Origin of the sequence: Corynebacterium sp. CTNIH16, assembly GCF_032821655.1 — a bacterium.
GTDB classification, from domain to species: Bacteria; Actinomycetota; Actinomycetes; order Mycobacteriales; family Mycobacteriaceae; genus Corynebacterium; species Corynebacterium marquesiae.
Map to the genome: position 1 here is coordinate 99,772 of NZ_JAVBIG010000002.1, position 20,199 is coordinate 119,970.

A 20,199-nucleotide genomic window follows, 5' to 3' on the forward strand; every position below is an offset into this window, starting at 1 on the left:
TGATGTACGGTAGTAACATCTGCACCCTTCTACTACATCGTCAGCAGCAAAGGACGCCGACGTTGAAAGGACTTAGCTTCCATTATGCCTACAGTTTCTGATCGCCTGCACCGAGCCCAGCAGGATTTTAACGCGGTGATCACCATCATCCCGTTTGATGAGCACGCGGTGGATGAATCGCCCACGCTCATGGGACAACCGGTGGCATTCAAGGACATCGTTGATGTGGCGTGTGTGGCTACTACCTGCGGCACCAAGGTCAATGTTGGCCGCGCACCGGTCAAGGATGCGCCAGTGGTGCAGCGCTTGACGGCGAAGGGTGCGCTGCCGGTGGCAAAGGCGAACCTGCAGGAATTTTCCTATGGCATTTTGGGCGATGCCTCCGCGTATGGACGAGTTATCAATCCGCGGGATCCCGAAGTGTGCGGCGGTGGATCGAGTTCCGGTTCGGCGGCACTGGTAGCTTGCGGCGCGCTGCAGCTTACGGTGGGTTCCGATAGCGCCGGCTCGGTGCGTGTGCCTGCCGCATGCCAGGGCGTGCTGGGTTTCAAACCCACCTTTGGTCTCATTCCGGTAGAAGGCGTCTTTCCCTTCGCCCCGAGCTTTGACTGCGTTGGATTCTTTGCCAGCTCAATTGACCTGATTGAGCAGGCCTTTATTGCCACCGCAGATGAGGAACCAGCCGCAGCGCAAGACGTTTCTACAGTTGATATCACGGCCCTCAAGGCCAAGGGAGAGCGCTTCGCGGATCTTTTGGCGGCGCTGGAGCACTCGGACTTTGAGCTCACCGAGAGCGTGGATTTGGAAGACACCATCGCCGCCACGGCCAAGCTCTACGAGCCGATGCGCTTGAAGGAGGTCTATGACGTCCACCGGCCGTTGCTGGACCAACGCGATAAGTACCAGGACGTGATCCTGCAGCGTGTACTGGGCGGAGAAAATATCAGCCAAGAAGATTATGACGCGGCCGCACAGGGCGTGAAAGAGCTGCGCGAGAAAGCGCTTGCCCTGCTCGGCGACGCCCCCGTTATCCTCACCCCTACCCTCGATTCCGGCCCCCTCAAGTGGTCCGATATCACCGCGGAAAATACCGCGGAATCGGCCGCGAGCCTGCGGCGCTGGACCGAGCCTTTCAATGTGCTCGGATGGCCGGCGATTACGGTGCCGCTGCGCGGCGAAGAGGAAGAAGGCGTGGGTGATGCGGTGCAGGTCGTCGGCAAGCCGGGCGAGGACCTGACCGTGCTGCGCGTTGCCCGCGCTCTGCAGGCCCTGCTCTAGGCCTCGGCCAGCACTGTCTTTTCCTGCGTGCGCGGCCGCCAATAGGCGGCTTCTACGGCGCTAAGCTCCTTGAAATGCGATGAGGTGAGCTCATCCATTGCTTGGATATAGCCAGGAACCTCCTCACGCGGCAGGCGCAACCCCATGGTCAGATGCGGGGTCCACCGCGGCCCGCGCCCATCCGGATTAGCGGCACTGATTTTTCGCGCGGCAATTTCTAGCTCGTTAGTCGTTTCAAGGAGCCAAGCCACCGTCTGCTTGCGCTTGGTGCCGAAAATGACGTTTCCTACCCGCCGGAAGTCTGCCGGTATGACGGCCGGCAACAGCTGCGCTGCTAAATCCACGACCTCCGGCTGCATATGCGGCGAAAAGGTCACAGTAATATGCGGGCGTTGCTGCTGGACAGGAAAGCCGCGCTCTGCAAGGCCGGCAAAGATTTCGCGCACCTGTTCCTCCTGCTTTTGCGGCAGGTAGAGCAAGATATTATCCGGCGATGCTTTACTCACAGGCGAGCATTCCCTTTCTGTAGTGGAGTGCTTCCAGCGTACAGTCCAAGAAGTGGATCACTGCCTCTTGTGCCAGCGCAAACGTTTGCCGTTTAATGAGAGTCATGAGCACTTCAGAGTCATCGCCCCTCATCCTCGCCATCACGGCGTGTCCGACGGGCATCGCACATACCTACATGGCAGCCGAAAACCTCGAGGCCGCAGCCCAAGAATTGGGCTACCGCATCAAGATTGAAACTCACGGTTCCATCGGCGTCGAAGGAACCTTTAGCAAGCAAGATATCGAAGACGCTGATGCCATTGTCATCGGTGCCGATACGGTAATTTCCAAAGACCGCTTCCACGGCAAACGCCTCGAGGCCACCGGTGTGGACGAGGCCATCAAGCACCCGAAGGAACTGCTCAGCAGGTCCTTGAGCGCCTCGCGCTGGGAGGGCACTTCCGAGCAAACGGAAGAAGAGGCACCGCGTAAAAACAACGTTGGTCAAACCATGTATAAGGCGCTGATGAACGGCGTCTCGCACATGATCCCGTTCGTGGTAACCGGTGGTCTGCTCATCGCGGTCGCCCTCTCCATCGGCGGCACGCCCACGCCTGAGGGCATGGCGATTCCAGAAGATAGCTTCTGGAACATAGTCAATGAGCTCGGCGCCCTGGCGTTCTCGCTGATGGTCCCAGTGCTCTCTGGCTATATTGCGGTGGGCATCGCGGACCGGCCGGGCCTTGCCCCTGGCCTTATTACTGGCCTCATCGCCACCACCGGCTCGCTTTACGGTTCTGAGGCGGGCGCCGGTTTCTTGGGCGGCATTGTCACCGGTATTTTGTCCGGTTATGTGGCTCTTGCCATTAAGAAGATTCCGGTACACAAGTTCATTGCACCGATTTGGCCCATCATCGTCATCCCGATTTTCACCACACTGATCGTGGGGCTCATCTTCATCTTGCTCATTGGCGCACCAGTTTCGGCCGCGTTCGAGGCAATGACCGACTATCTCGCTGGCATGCAGGGCTCCTCCGTCATCGTGCTGGGTCTTATCCTGGGCGCCATGATCGCCTTCGATATGGGTGGTCCCTTTAATAAAACAGCCTTCCTCTTTGGCGGCGGCATGATCGCGGCCGGCAATGCGGCACCCATGGGCATGGCAGCATGCGCGATTGCCGTACCGCCTCTCGCCGTTGGTGTAGCTACGCTCCTGCGCCGCCGCTGGTTCACCAAGGCCGAAAATGATGCGGGCATCGCCGCGTTGTTCATGGGATTCTTCGGCATTACTGAGGGCGCCATTCCGCTCGCGGCTGCACGCCCGCTACAGGTTATCCCTGCCAACGTTGCCGGTGGCGCCGTAGCTGGTGCGCTCGCCGGTCTATTTGGTGCACAAGACCACGTCATGCACGGCGGCCCCATCGTCGCGGTGCTCGGCGCGGTAGATAACGTCGTTGGCTTCTTTATCGCCATGCTTGCCGGCATCGCTGTCTGTGCTGGCCTTATTCTCCTGCTAGTGGGATTGACGCAGCGCAAGGATAAGCCGCTTGTTGCTGTCGATACGATTAGCCTCGATAAAGACCTGGGTTCTTCCAGCGAAGAGGTCATTCGCTCCATGGTGAAGCTCACCTCTTCGCGTATGTCTGATGCGGAAGCGGTCGCCAGCGCCGCGTTGAAGCGCGAATCTACCCGTTCCACCGGAGTGGGCCACGGAGTGGCCATTCCGCACGCTCGATCTGCGGGGGCGAAGGTACCAACTCTCGCCTTCGCGCGCCTGCCCCAGGGCGTCACGTGGGCCGCGGGTGAGGACCCGACCACCTTGGCCTTCCTTATTGCCGTTCCGGATAACGCCGGAAAGCAGCACCTCAAGCTGCTCTCCAAGCTGGCCCGCAGCATCATGAAAGAGGACTTCCGAGCCCAGCTCCACGGTGCGAAGACGCGCAAGGAAGCCGCCGACATCATTTCACAGGTGCTCTCCCCTGCACCATCGACTGACAACGCAGCCGCAACCTCCCAGGCCTAAATTGTCTTGCAGCTACTAGCGCTCAGCGGTTATACCCGCTGGGCGCTTTTCTTATGCCAACACCGCACAGGAATGGGGCGAATGGGGCGGTTTCGCGGGAGGAGCAGCGGTAGCGCGGCGGGTTCAAACGAGACCCGGCATCACCCTGATGCTCTCTTACACTCCTTAGACAGCCAGAAATACACAAGGTTTCTCATAGGCTCTTTCAAGAAAATGGCCAGCTTTACCAGAGACGGGCTTAAAACTAAGGCTGTATGTCTTAAAAGAACCTCACTCCTCTGGGAACCTGAGATACTGGTTGAGATCTACCCCCGTAGGGGCGGGGAACTGAGCGACATCACTGAGGAAATTTAGGGGTTTCCTAGCTCAAATCGAGAAATAACTAAGAGGCAATTAGTTTTACGCGACATCAACTTCATGAATCCTAATATTTGCTGGTCAGCTGGATTTTACCCGAGCGGAATTGATTAACTTTTAAGTGAAGGGGAACGGAAGTTAGCGGTTAACACTCCGAGATTCCCGCCCTCTTGATTTCCGCTAGGTCCCAGCAGAAAGGTGCCGCTCATGTTTACCCCCAAAATTCACTTCTCCGCCAAGAAGTTCTTTGCTCCTGCACTTGCAGCAGCCGTCGCCCTCAGCGTTGGCGCAGCTCCAGCAGAGGCCTCCAGCTCCTTGAGTAGCTTCGGTGGTGTAAAGCTTCCGGTACCGTCCGCCAGCCAGCCCGTCGCCCCAGCTGCCGCTGCGAAGCCAGTTGCCCCAGCTTCCAACCGAGTCCAGAGCATCATCAACCACACCAACGCCTACCGCCAGGCACACGGCCTGCGCCCGGTTCGCGCCAACGGTGCACTCAATGCGCTGGCTCAGGATTGGGCCAACCAGCTGGTTCGCGCCGATAAGCTCAGCCACCGCCCACAGCACTGGAACTACTACCCTTCCAACATCCCGGCCGGCGGCGAGAACGTACTGCAGGCATGGAGCGACTACTCCGATGCCCTCCTGGTCAAGCTTTGGTACGAATCTCCGGGTCACCGCAAGATCATGCTCGACCCACGCGCCAAGACCATCGGCGTTGGTGTTGCCATAAACTCTGAGGGCAAGCTCTACGCTGTCCAGAACTACGGCCGCTAAAGATTACACAAGCTAGGGCCTTCGGCCCCTTGGGCTCTAGCGGGCCACCCCGCCCCCTCCCGGACCTCTTGCCCGGGGCGGGGCGGTTTTCTCATGCCTAGGTGGGGGTGCGCACGCGGGTAAATAAAAAGTAACCGTCTTCACAAATGACAGTGGCGAGGGTTACACTTAAAGGCATTCGAATTGTTCAACAATCTTAAAGGACGGTGTTGAATGTCCTCGCTCCATATTGATTTGAACGCGGACTTGGGAGAAACGACCGCGGGCAATCCGGTCGCGGATGACGCGGCGATGCTGGAGATGGTGTCCTCAGCAAACGTGGCCACGGGCTTCCACGCGGGTGACCCACACTCGATTGCCGGCACGCTCGAGGCAGCTGCAGAAGCGGGCGTTACCGTAGGTGCACATGTAGGTTACAACGACGCCGCAGGTTTCGGTCGCCGCTTTATCGATTACAACCCGGACGAACTCGCGGACGAGGTAACTTACCAAATTGGCGCGCTCGATGCTTTGGCCCGCGCCAATGGCACCAAGGTTTCCTATGTGAAGCCGCACGGCGCGATGTATAACGCCATCGTCAAGGATAAGGCGCAGGCAGAAGGCGTCATCAAGGGCATTAAGGCCTTTGATGACTTGCCGGTGATGCTGCTGCCGGGGGGAGTAGCGGTGGACGTCGCCAAGCGCAGCGGGCTTACCGTCATCCGTGAAGCCTTTGCGGACCGCAACTACAACCCCGATGGCACGCTGGTCTCACGCAAGGAAGCCAATGCGGTGCTGGGTAGCGCCGATGAGGTGGTGCAGCGAGTACTGGAGGTGGCGCAGACCGGGTCGATCACGGCTGTGGATGGCACGAAGTTAGAGGTAGATGCACAATCCGTATGCACCCACGGCGATTCGCCCGGCGCGGTGAAGTTGCTGCGCGGCGTGGTGGAGCGCCTGCGGGAAGAAGGCATCGAGATTCGGAGCTTTATCTAATGCACATTAATTTTGTGGGCACGCGCGCGTTGCTCATTGACCTGGATGGATTGAACCAGGTGATGGATTGGCACGCGGCGCTTTCTGCCAAGCCGTTGAAGAATCAGGTGGACTGCATCGCGGCCGCCACCACCTTGCTGCTGACCTTTGAAGCACCCGATTCGGCGCGAGATGCGGCGGAATTTTTGCAGGACTTCTCCCCTGCCGCCGCGACGGCTGCGGAGGCGCGCACGGTAGAAATTGATGTGCTCTATGACGGCGAGGATGTGGACGAGGCCGCAGACCTGCTGGGTCTTTCGCGCGAAGCGCTCATTAACTGGCATACCTCTACCGAGTGGACCGCGGCATTCGGTGGCTTTGCCCCGGGTTTTACCTACTGTGCGCCGTCGGACCCCTCCCAGGCGCGTGCTGTGCCACGCCGATCCAATCCCCGTACCGCGGTGCCGGCCGGTGCCGTAGGTATCGCGGGTGAGTTTTCCGCGGTGTACCCGCGCGTTTCCCCGGGCGGCTGGCAGCTGTTGGGCACCACCAATACGCCGATGTGGGATTCCAATGCTAACCCGCCGGCGCTGGTACAGCCGGGAGACCGCGTGCGCTATCGCAGCGTGGATAAGCTGCCGGAGCTCGTTGATCACTCTGCCCGCTCGAAACGCGCCCCTGCCCGCTTGCCGCGCATGGAGGTTATCGATGCCGGCCTACTCACGCTCTACCAGGACTTGGGCCGCCCCGGTGTGGGCGATCTCGGCGTGACCCCCTCCGGTGCTGCCGACCGCGCCGCCGCCGCGACCGCCAACGTGGCCGTGGGCAATCCGCGTGGGGCAACAGTGCTGGAAAATATCGGCGGCATTAAGCTCCACGCGCTCACCGATACCGTCATTTGTGTCACCGGCGCGACCGCGCGTGTGCGCCTCGGCGAGATGCCGGTCCACCTTGCTCGCCCCGTACTGGTTACGGCCGGGCACACCGTCACGGTGGATCCTGCAACGGTAGGCATGCGCAATTACGTGGCCATCCGCGGCGGCATTATTGCTGAATCCGAGCTTGGCTCCGCGGCCACCGACGTCCTTTCTGGCCTTGGCCCGGACCCGGTCACCACCGGCGATGTCATCGGCGTGCTGCCGCGCTCTACCGGCATGACCGACGCCCAGCTGGCCAACCCACTGCGCGTGCGCGAAAGCTCCGATGGCAAGACCCGCGCCACCTTGCGCTGCGTGCTCGGACCGCGCGATGATTGGTTTGGCGATAATGTCTCCGCCTTCCTGGACACCGAGTGGACCGTCACTTCGGATTCCAACCGCGTGGGCCTGCGTCTCGATGGCGAAGAGACGATTGAACGCGTCAAAGACGGCGAGCTCCCCTCCGAGGGCATGGTCGCCGGTTCCATCCAAATCCCACCTAATGGCAAGCCCGTGGTCTTCCTGCGCGATCATGCCGTGACCGGCGGCTACCCGGTCATCGCCACCGTCTTGGAAGAAGATATTGATATTGCCGCGCAGCTGCCACCCGGCGCGCGCGTGAACTTTGAACTCGTTGCACCCCAAGCCTTGAACACTGGAGAACAGAATGCAGATTAAAACCGTCCTCATTGCTAACCGCGGCGAGATTGCCGTGCGTATCGCCCGCGTCGCCCGCGACCTGGGCATTAAGTCCATCGCCATTTATTCCGAAGCGGACGCAGGTGCCCTGCATACCCAGGTAGCGGATGAAGCTTATGCGCTGCCGGGCAATACCGCGGCCGATACCTACATGAACGTGCCCGCGCTGCTTGATATCGCGGTGCGCGCCGGTGCCGATGCCATCCACCCGGGCTACGGTTTCTTGTCCGAAAACGCCGACTTTGCCCGCACGGTTACCGAGGCCGGCATGATCTGGATTGGCCCGTCGCCAGAGTCCATCGAGTTGCTCGGTGACAAGATCGCTGCACGCCGCGTGGCCGAGGAGGTCGGCGCGCCATTGGCACCGGGTACCTCCGATCCCATCGATGACTGGCAGGAGGCCCGCGCCTTCGCCGAAGAGCACGGTCTGCCCATTGCCATCAAGGCCGCTTATGGCGGTGGCGGACGCGGCTTGAAGGTCGTGGACAATATGGAAGAGATTGAGGGTGCATTCAATTCTGCCGGTCGCGAGGCCATGGAGGCTTTCGGCCGCGCGGAGTGCTATGTGGAGAAGTTCCTCACCCACCCGCGCCACGTCGAGGCCCAGGTGCTGGCCGATACGCACGGCAATGTCCGCGTGCTCGGCACCCGCGATTGCTCCACCCAGCGCCGCTTCCAAAAGCTCATTGAGGAGGCTCCGGCGCCCGCGCTTTCCGACGCCCAACGCAACGGCATCATCGAAGGCGCCCGCTCCATTTGTTCCAAAGTAGGCTACACCGGCGCCGGCACCGTGGAATACATCGTCTCCGAAGACGGCACCATCTCCTTCCTCGAGGTCAATACCCGTGTGCAGGTCGAGCACCCAGTCACCGAGGTAGTCACCGGCACCGATATCATCGCCGAGCAATTCCGCATCGCGGCCGGCGAGCCGCTGTCCTTCGATGCGGATCCGCAGTCCCATGGCCACGCCTTTGAATTCCGTATCAATGCCGAGGACATCCTCAATGGCTTCGCCCCGTGCCCCGGCACCATTGTCTCCTTCGAGCCGCCCACCGGCCCGGGCATCCGCGTAGATTCCGCGGTACGCTCTGGCTCTATCATCCCGCCGTACTATGATTCCCTGATTGCCAAACTGGTGGTATGGGGCCCGACCCGCGAGATCGCCCTGGCCCGCGCCCGCTTTGCCCTGCGTGAGTTCACCGTCACCGGCGTGCGCACCGTGCTGCCGTTCCACCGCGACATGATGGATGAGCCTGCACTCATCGGCACCGCCGCCCCAGCAGACGATGCCGCTGCCGCCGGCGCCTCCGAGATTGGCGTATTTACTGACTGGGTGGATCACAACTACCGCCCGTCTGCCGCCAACCAGGTGGAAAAGGTCGAGGCCATTTACACCCAGCGCCGCACTGTGGCCGTAGAAATCGACGGCAAGCTGGTCAACGTCGGCGTCCCCGTGGACTTCCTCGCCGCGCCGGGCGCCGCCTCGGCCGGTGGCTCCGCGTCCACCGCACCGTCTTCGGCTGGCGCGCAGTCCACCGATGACAATGCGGTCACCTCCCCGTTCGAGGCCAACCTCGTGGCCTGGAACGTCGCGGACGGCGATACCGTGGCCGAGGGCGATGCCATCGCCACCGTCGAGGCCATGAAGATGGAATCGGCCATCAAGGCTCCGCGCGGCGGTACCATCAAGCTCCTGGCCGCAGAAGGTGACCGTCTGGATTCCTCCAAGGTCATCGCGACCATCGATTAGCGCTCGCGCCATCGTTATGCACCTCATTTCAATGTGAGGTGCATAACTTTTTAGTACAGTTGTGGTCATGCTTTCCCAGTCTGTCGCCTCCGAGTTGCGCGAGGCCATCTCCTCCGGCGAGTTTCAGCCGGGCGAGCAGCTCAGCGAGGTCAAGGCGGCCGAGCGCTTTAACTGCTCGCGCAATACCCTCCGCGAGTCTTTCACCAGGCTTGCCGCGGAGCGCATCGTCGAGCGCATCCCCAACCGAGGCGTATTCCTTGCGACGCCCGATGCAGACTACATCCGCGACCTCTTCGCTGCCCGCGCAGCCATTGAACCGGCCGCGGTACGTTGGGGCGCTTTTGCCGACGCCCCCTCACTCGTCACCCTGACTTCCTCTGCCTTCGACTACGCGGCACGCGGCGAGCACCAGGAAGTCTCCGCCATCAATCAGCGCTTCCACCGCGCGCTGGTGGCCGCGCTAGGCTCCCCTACCTTGAATGAGCAGATGGATAATCTGCTCGCCCGCATGCGGCTCACCTTCTTGCTAGCAATCCCGCGGTACCCGCAGCTTCATGCGGACCATATTCAAGGCAATATCACCTTGGCCACGCTTATCGCAGATGGAAAACGCCTCGAGGCCGCCACGCTTTCGCATGACAGCCTCATGAATACCTGCGAGAAGATCCTCGCCGTGTTGGACGATTAAGGAATGAGAAAATCTTGATCGCGGGCGTTGGTCACGAGCATCTGGCCCGGTGCGTGTGTAATCGCTAAGCGCGGCTTAGATTCCATCACGATGGCCTGCGGGGTCACACCACAGGCCCAAAAGACCGGCAGGCAGCCCTCCGGCACTTCGCCCGGATCACCAAAGTCCGGGCGGTTCAAGTCCTCAATGCCAATGGCCGCCGGGTCACCCACGTGGACCGGGGCGCCGTGAACTGATGGGTAACGGGAGGTAATCCGCACGGCATCGGAGACCTGCGCGGCCGGGATCGGGCGCATGGAGACCACCATGGGCCCGGAAAAGACACCGGCCGGGGTGGTGGGAATCGTGGTTTTAAACATCGGCACGTTGCGCTGCTGGGCAATGTGCGCGACCTCAATGCCGTTATCCTGCAGCGCAGTCTCAAAGGTAAAAGAGCAACCGATGAGGAAGCTGACCATGTCTGGGGTGTAGTACGAGGTGGCGTCGGCAAGCGTGGCTGTATGCTCGCCGTTTTCAAAGACACGGTAGGCCGGAATATCGGTGCGGATGTCCCCACCCGGCAGCAGCTCGGAGGTGTACTGACCGGCTTCCAGCACGCCCACAATCGGGCATGGCTTGGGATTGCGCTGGGCAAAGAGTAAGAAGTCAAAGGCGTATTCCTGCGGCACGGCCAGCAGGTTAGCCTGCATGAAACCGCGGGCATACCCGGCGGTGGTGACCATGTCATGGCTGCGCGCATACTCACGCACTTGCTCTGGGGTCTGCATTATGCCCACAGCTCGGTGATGCCGGAGAAAGCCTTGAAGCCGATGAAGATGGTGAGCACCCACGCCAGGGCGCCGATAACCAGCAACCACTTGGGATACTTATAGCCCTGTAGGAGGTCGCGGCGGCGCCAGGCCACCCACATCACGAGGGCGAAACCGATAGGCAGGATCAGGCCATTGATGGCGCCGGCGAAGATAAGCAACTTCTGTGGCGCGGAGTTGATGGCTACGAAGACTACCGTGCACACCGCAATGAAGATAATGGTGAGGATATTGCGGGTGCGCGTCGAGGTGCCCTGGGAGGTCACGAAGGATACCGAGGTATAGGCGGCGCCGATAACCGAGGACAAACCGGCCGCGAAGAGGACCACGCCGAAGGCACGCAGGCCAAACTCGCCGGCGGCATGGTAGAACGCATCGGCCGCGGTGTTGTCGTCCGAAAGCGCCACGCCGGTGGCGACCACACCGAGAACGGCCAAGAAAAGGAGCATACGCATGATGCCGGTGACCACGATGCCGCTTACCGAGGTATAGGTAATGTTCTTGACGTTTTCCACGCCCGTGTGGCCGGAATCGATGAGGCGGTGCGCGCCGGCAAAGGTGATATAACCACCCACGGTGCCACCAATGATGGTGGTAATGACGAAGAAGTCAATCTCGCCCGGCGCGACGGTATTCTTTAGGGCCTCGCCCACCGGTGGCTGGCTGACCACCGCAACGTAGAGCATAAGCAAGATCATGACTGCACCCAGGACCGCGACGAGGCGGTCGAGGGCCATACCCGCCTTTTTGGAGAGGAAGATGAAGATCGCGATGGCCGCGGCAATGACGCCGCCGATGCGCGAATCGATACCCAGCATCGCGTTAATGCCCAGGCCAGAACCGGCGATATTGCCGATATTAAAGACCGCGCCACCGATAAACACGAATACGGCAAGCACCCAGCCCAGGCCAGGGAGCACGGTATTGCCCAAAGTATTGGCGCGCATGCCGGTCACGCACAGCACGCGCCACACGTTGAGCTGGATGGCGATGTCAACGAGGATGGACAGCATAATCGCAAATGCGAAGGAAGCGCCCATCTGCACAGTAAAGACCGAGGTCTGGGTCAAAAATCCCGGACCGATGGCGGAGGTGGCCATAAGGAACATGGCACCCGCCATGGCGCCGAGGCCTTTGGGCGGAGTCTTGTCCCCCGCCTGCGCCGGAGTGGCGTGTGATGTCTCAGCACTCACTAGATTTCACCTTTCGTGATGCAGGTCGCATTAGTTTGTGATGCGCATCATCTTAAAGGTTGCTATGCCTTTTGTTCAACAACGTTTATGTACTACGGGGTGGCGCGGGGGTGATCTAGGCAACTTTCCCGCCGCGTTTTCCCAGGTGGCTAGAGATTATCCGCAATGCCTCGTCCGCCGCTTTCACCTCGTTGGAACCAAAGCGCAGCACCACGTATCCGCGGTTTTCTAGCGCACGCTGCCTCTTTATCTGTTGCTTGACCACGTGGGCGGGTGTCTCGCCATAGGTACCGTCATATTTGGCATCGCCATCGACCTCAAGTACCAGCCAGCCATCGAGACAGAGATCCGCCCGATATTTCCCGAGCAACGGTTTCTGCGGCTCAATTTTCACCTGCGGGAAACGCTCGATAATGAGGGCTCGCAGATAGGACTCATAGGGCGATTCCGATCCGCCATACGCGTGCTCGATAACCTTACGCATAGCTGCTTGTCCCCTAGTGCGCCGCATTTTTGCCAGTTCTTCGCGCAAGTCATAGGTGGTGACGTCATGTTGTCTGAGCGCAGAATCAGTAGCTACCAGGCCATCTGGGAAGCCGTGTAGCCGGGCGATTTCGAGGCAGGTGCGGGCGGGATTCGTGGCGCGCACACCAGCTATCGACACCGTGGATTCCTGGAGGGACTTTACCCGGCGGTACCGGTATCCTTTCGCGGTGAGCCTGCGAGGGGGAACGCTTCCCGAAGGCACCGCTAACTCCACCTCCTCCCCTTCCCTAGAAATTACCCATATTCCCCACAGCCGCGCGGCCGATTTGCTGATGAGGACGGCGCGGTGAGTGCTCCACCCGGCAGCGACTACCTTGGCGAATTGTTGTTTATGGCGCACCCATTGCCTCCAGGTGGCCGTGGGAACGGCGACCCAGGGCGCTATCTGGGTGAGCTCCCCGCACTGGAGGGCTAAATGGTGCGGACTTTCGGCTCCGGCGTAACGAAGGTTGATGAAGTGATCTGTAATCATGGTTTCATCTTCGCGGCTGGCGGGGCGGGGCACGCGTCATGAGGCTCAGGAAGGTGAACTTCCGAGGACCTTGAGTAGGGGGCGGACGGAACTTTAGGTCGAAGGAGATCGGGCCGAATTGAGGGTGTTGAGGCTGAATTGAGAGCGGGTTGTGCTCAGATCGGCTCGATCACATTCGACCTAAGGGGAAGTAGTTCAAAGCAGCGGTGTGGGGGATAATTCAGCAGCGCGGTTAACCGTGCTTTACTAGAGATAATGGAACCCATCGAGCTCTCAGAACTAACCGGTACGCAATCGCGCACCTACGGCACCCGCAAGATCACCTCGGATATGGTCTCGGCACCAATCCATGTTGCGGTCGCGCTCTGGGACGAGCGTTGGGATTCCGCCCCCAACGGCACCATCGAAGGCTGGGTCATCGCGGTCAATACTAAACAGACGCGTTTTGTGCGCCGCGGCCAGACGAAGAAGGGCGATATCGTCGATATCGCCGTGCGCGAGGTCAAACGCGCACTCAAGGGACTCGACGGACGGGTGTGGATTGTCACTGGTCGCAGACAAAATGCGTTGCGAGCGGCACTTACGGCCGACGGTTTCACGGTGACGGGAAGCTTTGCGGGAGAAAATAGGGCTTCGAAAACCGCGAGCTCTGTGCGCCGAAAACAAGCCGGCATCACCGCACGAAAAGCGCGCAAGATGGGTGAGGCGCCGAAAAAGAAGCAAGCGGCACAGGTAGAGACGCCGCAAGCACACTGGTGGCCGAACTTCTCGCGCGCCTCCTCGTGGCCTGAGGGCGACGTGGTTCGCATAGCCACCGATGCTTCCTCGGATACCGTATTCAAGGGGTCGATGTGCTTCGTTGCGGGCAACGGCGACTACCGGTTACGAACTCGAGAAACCAAGGCGAGCACGGATGAGCTCGAGCTCGAAGCACTGACGCTCGCGCTGAAATACCTGCTCAAGGTGGGCGCGCGCAAGGCGGTTATTGAGTCCGATTCCGTAGCCGCTTTGGAGGCGGTCGAGCAGATTGTGCATAAGCGCGGCTCTAAAGCATCGCGGCCGGGGCGCACGTGGCGAGGGGTGTCTTCGGGTGCGCGGTCCCGATTCCAGCAAGCTTGGGGCGATATCCAAGGCCAATGCGAGGTCGACATTCGCCGTGTGCTCGGGCATGCGGGCGATCCGCTGAATCGGGCGGCCGACCAGATTGCGTACATGGGGTTGCGCGCGATTGCGCATCCGATGAAGCAGTCTCGCGAGACTCTACGCGAGGGAATTCAGAAAGCCCTCTCGGCATTGTGATCCGAACGCTTAGGGCTTTGGGGCTGATCTGATCAGGCCGAATTGAGGGAGTTAAGGCCGATCTGAGACGGCCCGGTCTTCAGATCAGCCTGATCAGTATGGACCTTACGACAAGAGGCGCGCTGGGAGGGTCGCGACTGAGCCGAGCCGGGCTACAGAGTTAGGCGAGGCGGCGGGCCCCGTCTCCCGGGCGGGCCACCAAGAAGGTGGGTTCCGGGAAGCTGCGGGATGCTGCGGCGTCGTAAATGGCCTGGGCGGTGGACTCGACGTCAGAGCGCGGGATGAGCGCGATGACTGCGCCGCCGAAGCCGCCACCAGTCATGCGGGCGCCGATTTCGCCGGCCGCGGTGAAAGCGGAGTCAAGCTCGGGGGTCGTGACTTCGTACAGGTCGCGCAGGGAAATGTGGCTTTCGCACATGAGGCGGCGGAACTCTGCCGGGTCGGATGAGGTGAGCGCGGTAGCGGCGGCTAAGGTGCGCTCAGTCTCTTCCACCACGTGGCGCACGCGGCGGCGGTAGAGTTCAGCCTCCTGGGGGTTGACGGTCGCGGCGAAGGCGACGGCATCTGGGATTTCGCGGATGGAGCGGCCGGCGACAGCCTGAACGGCGTCGATGATGCCACGGCGGGAGGCATATTGGCCGTCGGAAAGCGTGTGCGGCGCATTGGTGTCCGCGATAAGCAGCACCATGTCCTGGGCCTCGATATTGAACGGCACGCGCTCGACGGCGCCGGTGGAAAAATCCAGAAATAGCGCCTTGCCGCGCTGGCCGAAGAGGCTGGCATTCTGATCCAAGCCACCGGTAGAGGCGCCAACCACCTCGTTTTCGGCGCGGATGCAAGCCTGGGCCAGCTGCGCGCGGGGGGCGTCATCGGGAGCTTTGCCGTGGCAAAGCTCGTAGGCGGCCACAGCCACGGAGCACTCGAGGGCGGCGGAGCTGGACAGGCCAGAGCCGACGGGGACATCGGAGACGATGGCAATATCGAGGCCGGTGCAGGTCAGAACGTCCGCGGCAGTGGCGGCCCAGACGGTGCCCGCGACGTAGCCGGACCAGTCGGAAGGGTGGCCGGGGCGGACTTCGGAGAGTCGGAGACTGGTCTGGGCAACGCTGCCGTCGTATTCGGAGGCTATCCGGAGAAGGCCATCGGTGCGGAGTGCGACGGCGACGGCGGTGTTTTGTTCCAGCGCAAAGGGAATGGAGGCGCCGCCGGCGTAATCGATGTGCTCGCCGATGAGATTGACGCGGCCGGGTGCGGCCCACACGCCGGCGGGCTCGAGCGCGTCCGGAAAGGCAGCGGCGAAGAGTTCGCGGGCTGCGGCGGCAAGCTCCGCATCGCTGCGGGTGTCAATCCAGTTAAGCATCCCAGATCTCCTTAAAGCGGGCGGCGATGCGCTCCGGGGTGGTGTCATTGATCCACACGGCCTGCGAGGACTCGGAACCGGCGAGGTACTTCATGCGGCCGGGCGAGCGCATCAGCGAAAAGAGCTGCAGGTGCATGCGGATACCAGGGCGCAGTGCTGGGTCAACCGGGGCTTGGGTCCAGCCGGCGATATACGGGGTCTTCTCCACACCATCGAAGAAGCGGTCCACCGCGGAGTACAGCTTTTTGAGCAGGGGCGCGAGGTCGGCACGTTGGGCGCCGGAAAGCGCGGCGAAATCGGGGACCTCCTCATTGGGCATGACCATGGCTTCCAGCGGCCATTTGGCGGCGGCGGGGACAAAGACGGTGAAGTGCTCGGTTTCGGCGATGATGCGGGTGCCGGCGGCGCGCTCACGATCGAGGAGATCCTGGAAGAGGTCGCCGTCGTAGGCCCGGGCGGAATCCACGATGGAGCGCAGGCGCGGTGAAAGGAACGGATAGGAGTAGATCTGGCCGTGCGGGTGTTGGAGGGTCACGCCGATTTCTTCGCCGCGGTTTTCAAAGGGGAAGACCTGCTGCACGCCGGCAATCTGCGATAGTGCAGCGGTGCGATGTGCCCAGGCCTCGATCACGGTGCGGATGCGCGATTCCGGCAAGTCCTTGAAGGACAAAGCTGGGTCCTCGGTAAAGCACACCACCTCACAGCGTGCGCGGGCAGGAAGGCGCGGCACCATGCCAAGCAGGTTATCGTCCTCCGGATGCTCGATGTCCGCGGTGGTGGCAAAGGACGGGAAGCGGTTTTCAAAGACCACCACGTCATAGCTGGGGCTGGGGATCTCCGTGGGCAGCTGGCCTTCGCGCGTGGGCGCCAGCGGGTTCTCGTTGGCTGGTGGCAAGAAGGTGCGGTTCATACGGTGGGCGGCAAAGGCCACCCAATCCCCGGTAAGGGGATCCTGGCGCATCTCGGAGGCGGGGGCGACGGTGGGGATGTCGCGGGCGTCGGCAAGCACGCGGTCGGGGTGGGGCTGGTCGTCGAAGTAGAGGATCTCGCGGCCGTCGGCAAGCGCGGCAGAGGTAATCTCAACCATTAGTTTTCTCCTGGGATGGTGATGGGCTTCAGGCGCGCCCACAGCACAAAGGCGGCGGCCACGGCCAGCAAAGCAAGGCTTGCCCATAGGTTATCGCTGGCGTTCTTAGCCTGCCCGGTATCCGGGTTGATGCCTGGGTCAAGGAAGAAATAGCAGCCGAGCAAAATTAGGCCGTAGAGGCCGAGGAGTGCGGCGATGACGTTGCGCAGGTCAAATGCTCCCGCGCGCTTTTTCTCAGACATGTTGGGCTCCTTAGGCAAAGATGACGTTGAGGGCTACGGCCATCACCAGGCAAATGATGCCCAGCGGGACGGTCTGCTGGTACCACGGCAAGGACTTTTCGGTATAGTCCTCAAAGTGATCCTTGGGGGTCACGGAAGAAACAAAGCCAACCAGCTCGCTATCCGGCTTGGGCTGGGTGAACAGGGTAACCACGATGGAAACCAAGATATCCACCACGAAGGCGACACCGGCCGCCACAAAGGCTGTGCCTTGGCCGGGCAGGTTGATCATGTCCGTGAAGGATGCGACGTACCAGAAAGCGATAGCAGAACCGGTACCGGCTACGAGTCCGGACCAACCGGCGTGCGGGGTCATGCGCTTCCAGAACATGCCCAGAATGAAGGTGGCAAACAGCGGCGCATTAAAGAATCCAAACAGGGTTTGCAGGTAGTCCATGATATTGCCAAAGTTTTGCGCGAGCAGCGCGGTAAAGATGGCAATAGCGGTGGCGATAACCGTGGCGATGCGGCCGAACTTCAGGTAGTAGTCATCCTCGCGGTCCTTGACCACGTAGGTCTGCCAGATGTCATAGGAGATGACGGTATTAAAGGCCGAGATATTCGCGGCCATGCCGGCCATGAAGGAAGCGAGCAGGCCGGCGATCGCCACGCCTAGCAGGCCATTAGGCAAAAGGTCGCGCATGAGCAGCAGGATGGCGTCATTCGGCTCCGCGCGCTCTTCCATCAAATCGGCCACCGAAACGGAGGCGACCATGCCCGGAATGACCACGAGGAAGGGCACGAACATCTTAGGGAAGGCGCCGATGATCGGCGTCTTGCGGGCAGCCGAAATGGAATCCGAGGCCATGGCGCGCTGAACTTCCACGAAGTTGGTGGTCCAATAGCCAAAGGAGAGCACGAAGCCGAGGCCCAGCACGATGCCGATGACGGACCACACCGGGTTCTCAAAACCGGAGATGTCCGTGCCCGGCCAGGTGTGGAAGTGCGATTCCTGGGCCACCGCGTCCTTCAGCCCGCTCCAACCACCAACGCGGTTCAAACCAATGATGGTCAGCGGGGCGAGTGCGGCGATGATGACGAAGAACTGGAGGACCTCGTTATAAATGGCAGCCGAAAGGCCGCCCAGGGTGATATAGGACAGCACGATGAGTCCGGCCACGAGGAGCGATACCCACATCTGCCAGCCCAGCAGGGCCTCCACGATGGTAGCCAGCAAGTACAGGTTCACGCCGGCAATAAGCAGCTGGGCCACGGCGAAAGAAATCGCGTTGACCAGGTGCGCGGCGTTGCCAAAGCGCTTGCGCATAAACTCCGGCACCGAACGCACCTTGGAGCCGTAGTAGAACGGCATCATCACAATGCCCAAAAAGACCATGGCCGGGATGGCGCCGATCCAGAAGTAGTGCATGGTTTGGAAGCCATACTCCACGCCATTGGCGGACATACCGATGATTTCCACCGCGCCCAGGTTGGCCGAGACGAAGGCCAGGCCGGTCACCCAGGCGGGCAATCCCCGGCCGGAGAGGAAGAAGTCGATGGAGCTAGACACTCGGGCCTTGGCGGCCCAACCGATGCCTAGCACGAAGAGGAAGTAGATGGCTACCAAGAAGTAGTCCACCCAGGAGGCATCGAGCCTCAATACGGATTCAGCAGTCTCCATGGCTGACCTTTCTAGTTATTGTTCTCTGCTGCAAGGCGCAGCGTGAATCTCTGCGGTTTCTGAGCTCTCAGGCGCACGAGGTCTTGACCGCTGCGCAGCGCATTCGGTGGCGCGCTCATGGGCTCCACGGCTAATGCCTTGCCGGGGCCGCCTGCCCGCGGGAAATCGGCCGGGGTAAACATCTGCACCCAGTTGAGGCCTTCGCCCATCTCCAAGCGCACGCCCTTTCCACCGGCCGAATACACAGCCGTCAGTGGGCCTTCGCCGTGGAAGCAATCGTCCCAATCCACCTCGGCGATGGGCTGATTAGCGATGCGCACCTGCTCCGTCTTTCCCGTAGGCAGGTTGCGGGCGTTGAGCAGGTGGCGCTTGCCGACGTCCACACTGAGCACCGCTTCCTCCTCCCCTGCCCCTTGTGGGGAGAGGTAGAGGTGCAGCCCATAGGCGAAGGGAACCTCGCCGGGCTCCGTGGTGCGTGCGGTCAGCTGGTGGTGCAATCCCTGCTCATCGAGGGCGTAGGTGGCCTCTAGTTGAATCGCCCACGGCCAGCCCTGGCGCGGCTCAATATCAAAGGCGAGAGCCACTCGGTTGTCCGAGCGTTCCTTGATGCGCCACCAATCCACCGCGAATCCATGGATGGCGTTATTGCGCTCCGGCTCGTCGATCTCCAACTGGTGTCCGGTCCCCTGCCATTCAAACCAGCCATCTTCGGTGCGATTCGGCCACGGCGCCAGCACCACTCCGGCCATCAGCGGCGGCTTGCCCCCGTAGCTTTCTACCAAGGGCGCGCCGCGATAGGTCAGCGCCTTGAGTGCACCGCCGAATAGACCAATCTCGGCCGCATAATCGCCATGGGCAAGTGCGACGCTGGGGTAGTCAGCGTCAGGGCCAGCCGCTCCTCCACTGGTCATAACAAAGACCTTTCTGGCTATAACTTTCGTTGGATTTAGCCTAGGAGTACTGCGAAGCGTCGGTCAATCGTTTGCATAACTGCCGGCTCAAACCCACAGTTTCAGCAGCTCACCGCCCTTGAGTTAACCTCCAGTTAACCTCTTTCGGGGTTGGAAGCGCCGGTGGACAGCGGGCCGCCACACCGGGCGGGAACCTTACCCCTGCATCCACCGCCACACTATTCGCGCCGCGGAGTGTGGCGTAGCCAAGACTTCGCGCAGGTAATTGCGCGGCATCAACCGCCACGGGGTGCGCGCGGAATGCAGGTGCACGGCAATGCCCAAGTGCCAAGCCCACAACGCTGTGCGCAGGATATGAAAATCATTGGTCACCACGTGCAATACGGCATCCGGGACCAAGCGGTGGGCATTCTCTAGATTTTCATTAGTGCTCGTGGCTTCCAGTTCCACCACAATGCGCTCGGCCGGCACGCCACGTTCGATGAGGTATGTAGCCATTGGTCCCGCCTCACCACGGCCGGAGACAATGATGCGCTGACCGCTATAAAGCGCCAACGCCTTATCAAGGCGCGAGCGCAGCATAGCACCGGGATAGCCATGGGTTACGCGGGAACCCAAGACGAGAAGCGGGTCAGACATGGATACCAGCATAGACTTGCCAGCTCTTGACAGGAAGATGGAAATAGCCGTACCTTTA

18 protein-coding genes are annotated in these 20,199 nt (G+C 61.1%); 8 read left to right on the forward strand and 10 right to left on the reverse strand.

Annotated features, from left to right (window positions below; translation table 11 throughout):
• The first annotated feature begins 84 nt into the window (after positions 1-84).
• A complete protein-coding gene (locus RAE04_RS02430) occupies positions 85-1,278 on the forward strand; it encodes an amidase (RefSeq protein ID WP_317026318.1) in 1,194 nt (397 codons plus the stop codon).
• Here the strand turns inward: RAE04_RS02430 and RAE04_RS02435 are convergent.
• Complete coding sequence (locus tag RAE04_RS02435; protein WP_284815626.1) at positions 1,275-1,784, reverse strand: 2'-5' RNA ligase family protein; 510 nt, start codon at positions 1,782-1,784, stop codon at positions 1,275-1,277. The two genes, RAE04_RS02430 and RAE04_RS02435, sit on opposite strands and share 4 nt — an antisense overlap.
• A gap of 104 nt (positions 1,785-1,888) precedes the next feature.
• Between RAE04_RS02435 and RAE04_RS02440 the strand changes: the two genes are divergently transcribed.
• The 6 genes from RAE04_RS02440 to RAE04_RS02465 all read left to right on the forward strand — a co-directional run bounded on the left by RAE04_RS02440 (position 1,889) and on the right by RAE04_RS02465 (position 9,923).
• Positions 1,889-3,787, forward strand: coding sequence for a fructose-specific PTS transporter subunit EIIC (locus RAE04_RS02440; RefSeq protein ID WP_317026319.1), 1,899 nt, complete (start codon positions 1,889-1,891; stop codon positions 3,785-3,787).
• A gap of 564 nt (positions 3,788-4,351) precedes the next feature.
• Positions 4,352-4,915: a CAP domain-containing protein gene (locus RAE04_RS02445; protein WP_317026320.1), complete on the forward strand. Its 564-nt coding sequence runs from the start codon at positions 4,352-4,354 to the stop codon at positions 4,913-4,915.
• Between the two features lie 213 nt (positions 4,916-5,128).
• Entirely contained in the window at positions 5,129-5,890 is a 762-nt protein-coding gene (locus RAE04_RS02450) for a LamB/YcsF family protein (protein ID WP_286688220.1), read from the forward strand.
• Positions 5,890-7,464, forward strand: coding sequence for a 5-oxoprolinase/urea amidolyase family protein (locus tag RAE04_RS02455; protein WP_239273421.1), 1,575 nt, complete (start codon positions 5,890-5,892; stop codon positions 7,462-7,464). The genes RAE04_RS02450 and RAE04_RS02455 overlap by 1 nt, the downstream gene beginning before the upstream one ends.
• Positions 7,454-9,235, forward strand: a complete 1,782-nt coding sequence (locus tag RAE04_RS02460) for an acetyl/propionyl/methylcrotonyl-CoA carboxylase subunit alpha (RefSeq protein ID WP_288211736.1) — start codon at positions 7,454-7,456, stop codon at positions 9,233-9,235. The genes RAE04_RS02455 and RAE04_RS02460 overlap by 11 nt, the downstream gene beginning before the upstream one ends.
• Before the next feature lie 67 nt (positions 9,236-9,302).
• Entirely contained in the window at positions 9,303-9,923 is a 621-nt protein-coding gene (locus RAE04_RS02465; RefSeq protein ID WP_317026321.1) for a GntR family transcriptional regulator, read from the forward strand.
• On the opposite strand, the gene RAE04_RS02470 is transcribed toward RAE04_RS02465, so the two are convergent.
• From RAE04_RS02470 to RAE04_RS02480, 3 genes are all read right to left on the reverse strand, one after another.
• Positions 9,920-10,690 (reverse strand): putative hydro-lyase, encoded by a 771-nt coding sequence (locus RAE04_RS02470; protein ID WP_049378651.1) that lies wholly within the window; start codon positions 10,688-10,690, stop codon positions 9,920-9,922. The genes RAE04_RS02465 and RAE04_RS02470 overlap by 4 nt on opposite strands.
• On the reverse strand, positions 10,690-11,853 hold the full coding sequence (locus RAE04_RS02475; protein ID WP_308572657.1) for a divalent metal cation transporter: 1,164 nt from the start codon (positions 11,851-11,853) through the stop codon (positions 10,690-10,692). Before RAE04_RS02475 ends, RAE04_RS02470 begins: the two co-directional genes overlap by 1 nt.
• Before the next feature lie 187 nt (positions 11,854-12,040).
• A complete protein-coding gene (locus tag RAE04_RS02480; RefSeq protein WP_287555954.1) occupies positions 12,041-12,943 on the reverse strand; it encodes a DUF559 domain-containing protein in 903 nt (300 codons plus the stop codon).
• 255 nt (positions 12,944-13,198) lie between these two features.
• Between RAE04_RS02480 and RAE04_RS02485 the strand changes: the two genes are divergently transcribed.
• A complete protein-coding gene (locus RAE04_RS02485) occupies positions 13,199-14,242 on the forward strand; it encodes an RNase H family protein (RefSeq protein ID WP_317026322.1) in 1,044 nt (347 codons plus the stop codon).
• A 160-nt stretch (positions 14,243-14,402) separates the two neighbouring features.
• On the opposite strand, the gene galK is transcribed toward RAE04_RS02485, so the two are convergent.
• From galK to RAE04_RS02515, 6 genes are all read right to left on the reverse strand, one after another.
• Positions 14,403-15,602 (reverse strand): galactokinase, encoded by a 1,200-nt coding sequence (gene galK, locus RAE04_RS02490; protein ID WP_317026323.1) that lies wholly within the window; start codon positions 15,600-15,602, stop codon positions 14,403-14,405.
• Positions 15,595-16,689 (reverse strand): galactose-1-phosphate uridylyltransferase, encoded by a 1,095-nt coding sequence (gene galT, locus RAE04_RS02495; protein ID WP_317026324.1) that lies wholly within the window; start codon positions 16,687-16,689, stop codon positions 15,595-15,597. The genes galK and galT overlap by 8 nt, the downstream gene beginning before the upstream one ends.
• Positions 16,689-16,931: a hypothetical protein gene (locus RAE04_RS02500; protein ID WP_005322508.1), complete on the reverse strand. Its 243-nt coding sequence runs from the start codon at positions 16,929-16,931 to the stop codon at positions 16,689-16,691. The genes galT and RAE04_RS02500 overlap by 1 nt, the downstream gene beginning before the upstream one ends.
• A 10-nt stretch (positions 16,932-16,941) precedes the next feature.
• Positions 16,942-18,591 (reverse strand): sodium:solute symporter family protein, encoded by a 1,650-nt coding sequence (locus RAE04_RS02505; RefSeq protein WP_317026325.1) that lies wholly within the window; start codon positions 18,589-18,591, stop codon positions 16,942-16,944.
• An 11-nt stretch (positions 18,592-18,602) separates the two neighbouring features.
• Positions 18,603-19,502, reverse strand: coding sequence for an aldose epimerase (locus tag RAE04_RS02510; RefSeq protein WP_317026326.1), 900 nt, complete (start codon positions 19,500-19,502; stop codon positions 18,603-18,605).
• A gap of 195 nt (positions 19,503-19,697) precedes the next feature.
• The gene (locus tag RAE04_RS02515) at positions 19,698-20,141 is read right to left on the reverse strand and encodes a YdcF family protein (RefSeq protein ID WP_317026327.1); all 444 of its coding nucleotides are present in this window, start codon (positions 20,139-20,141) and stop codon (positions 19,698-19,700) included.
• Positions 20,142-20,199: the final 58 nt, after the last annotated feature.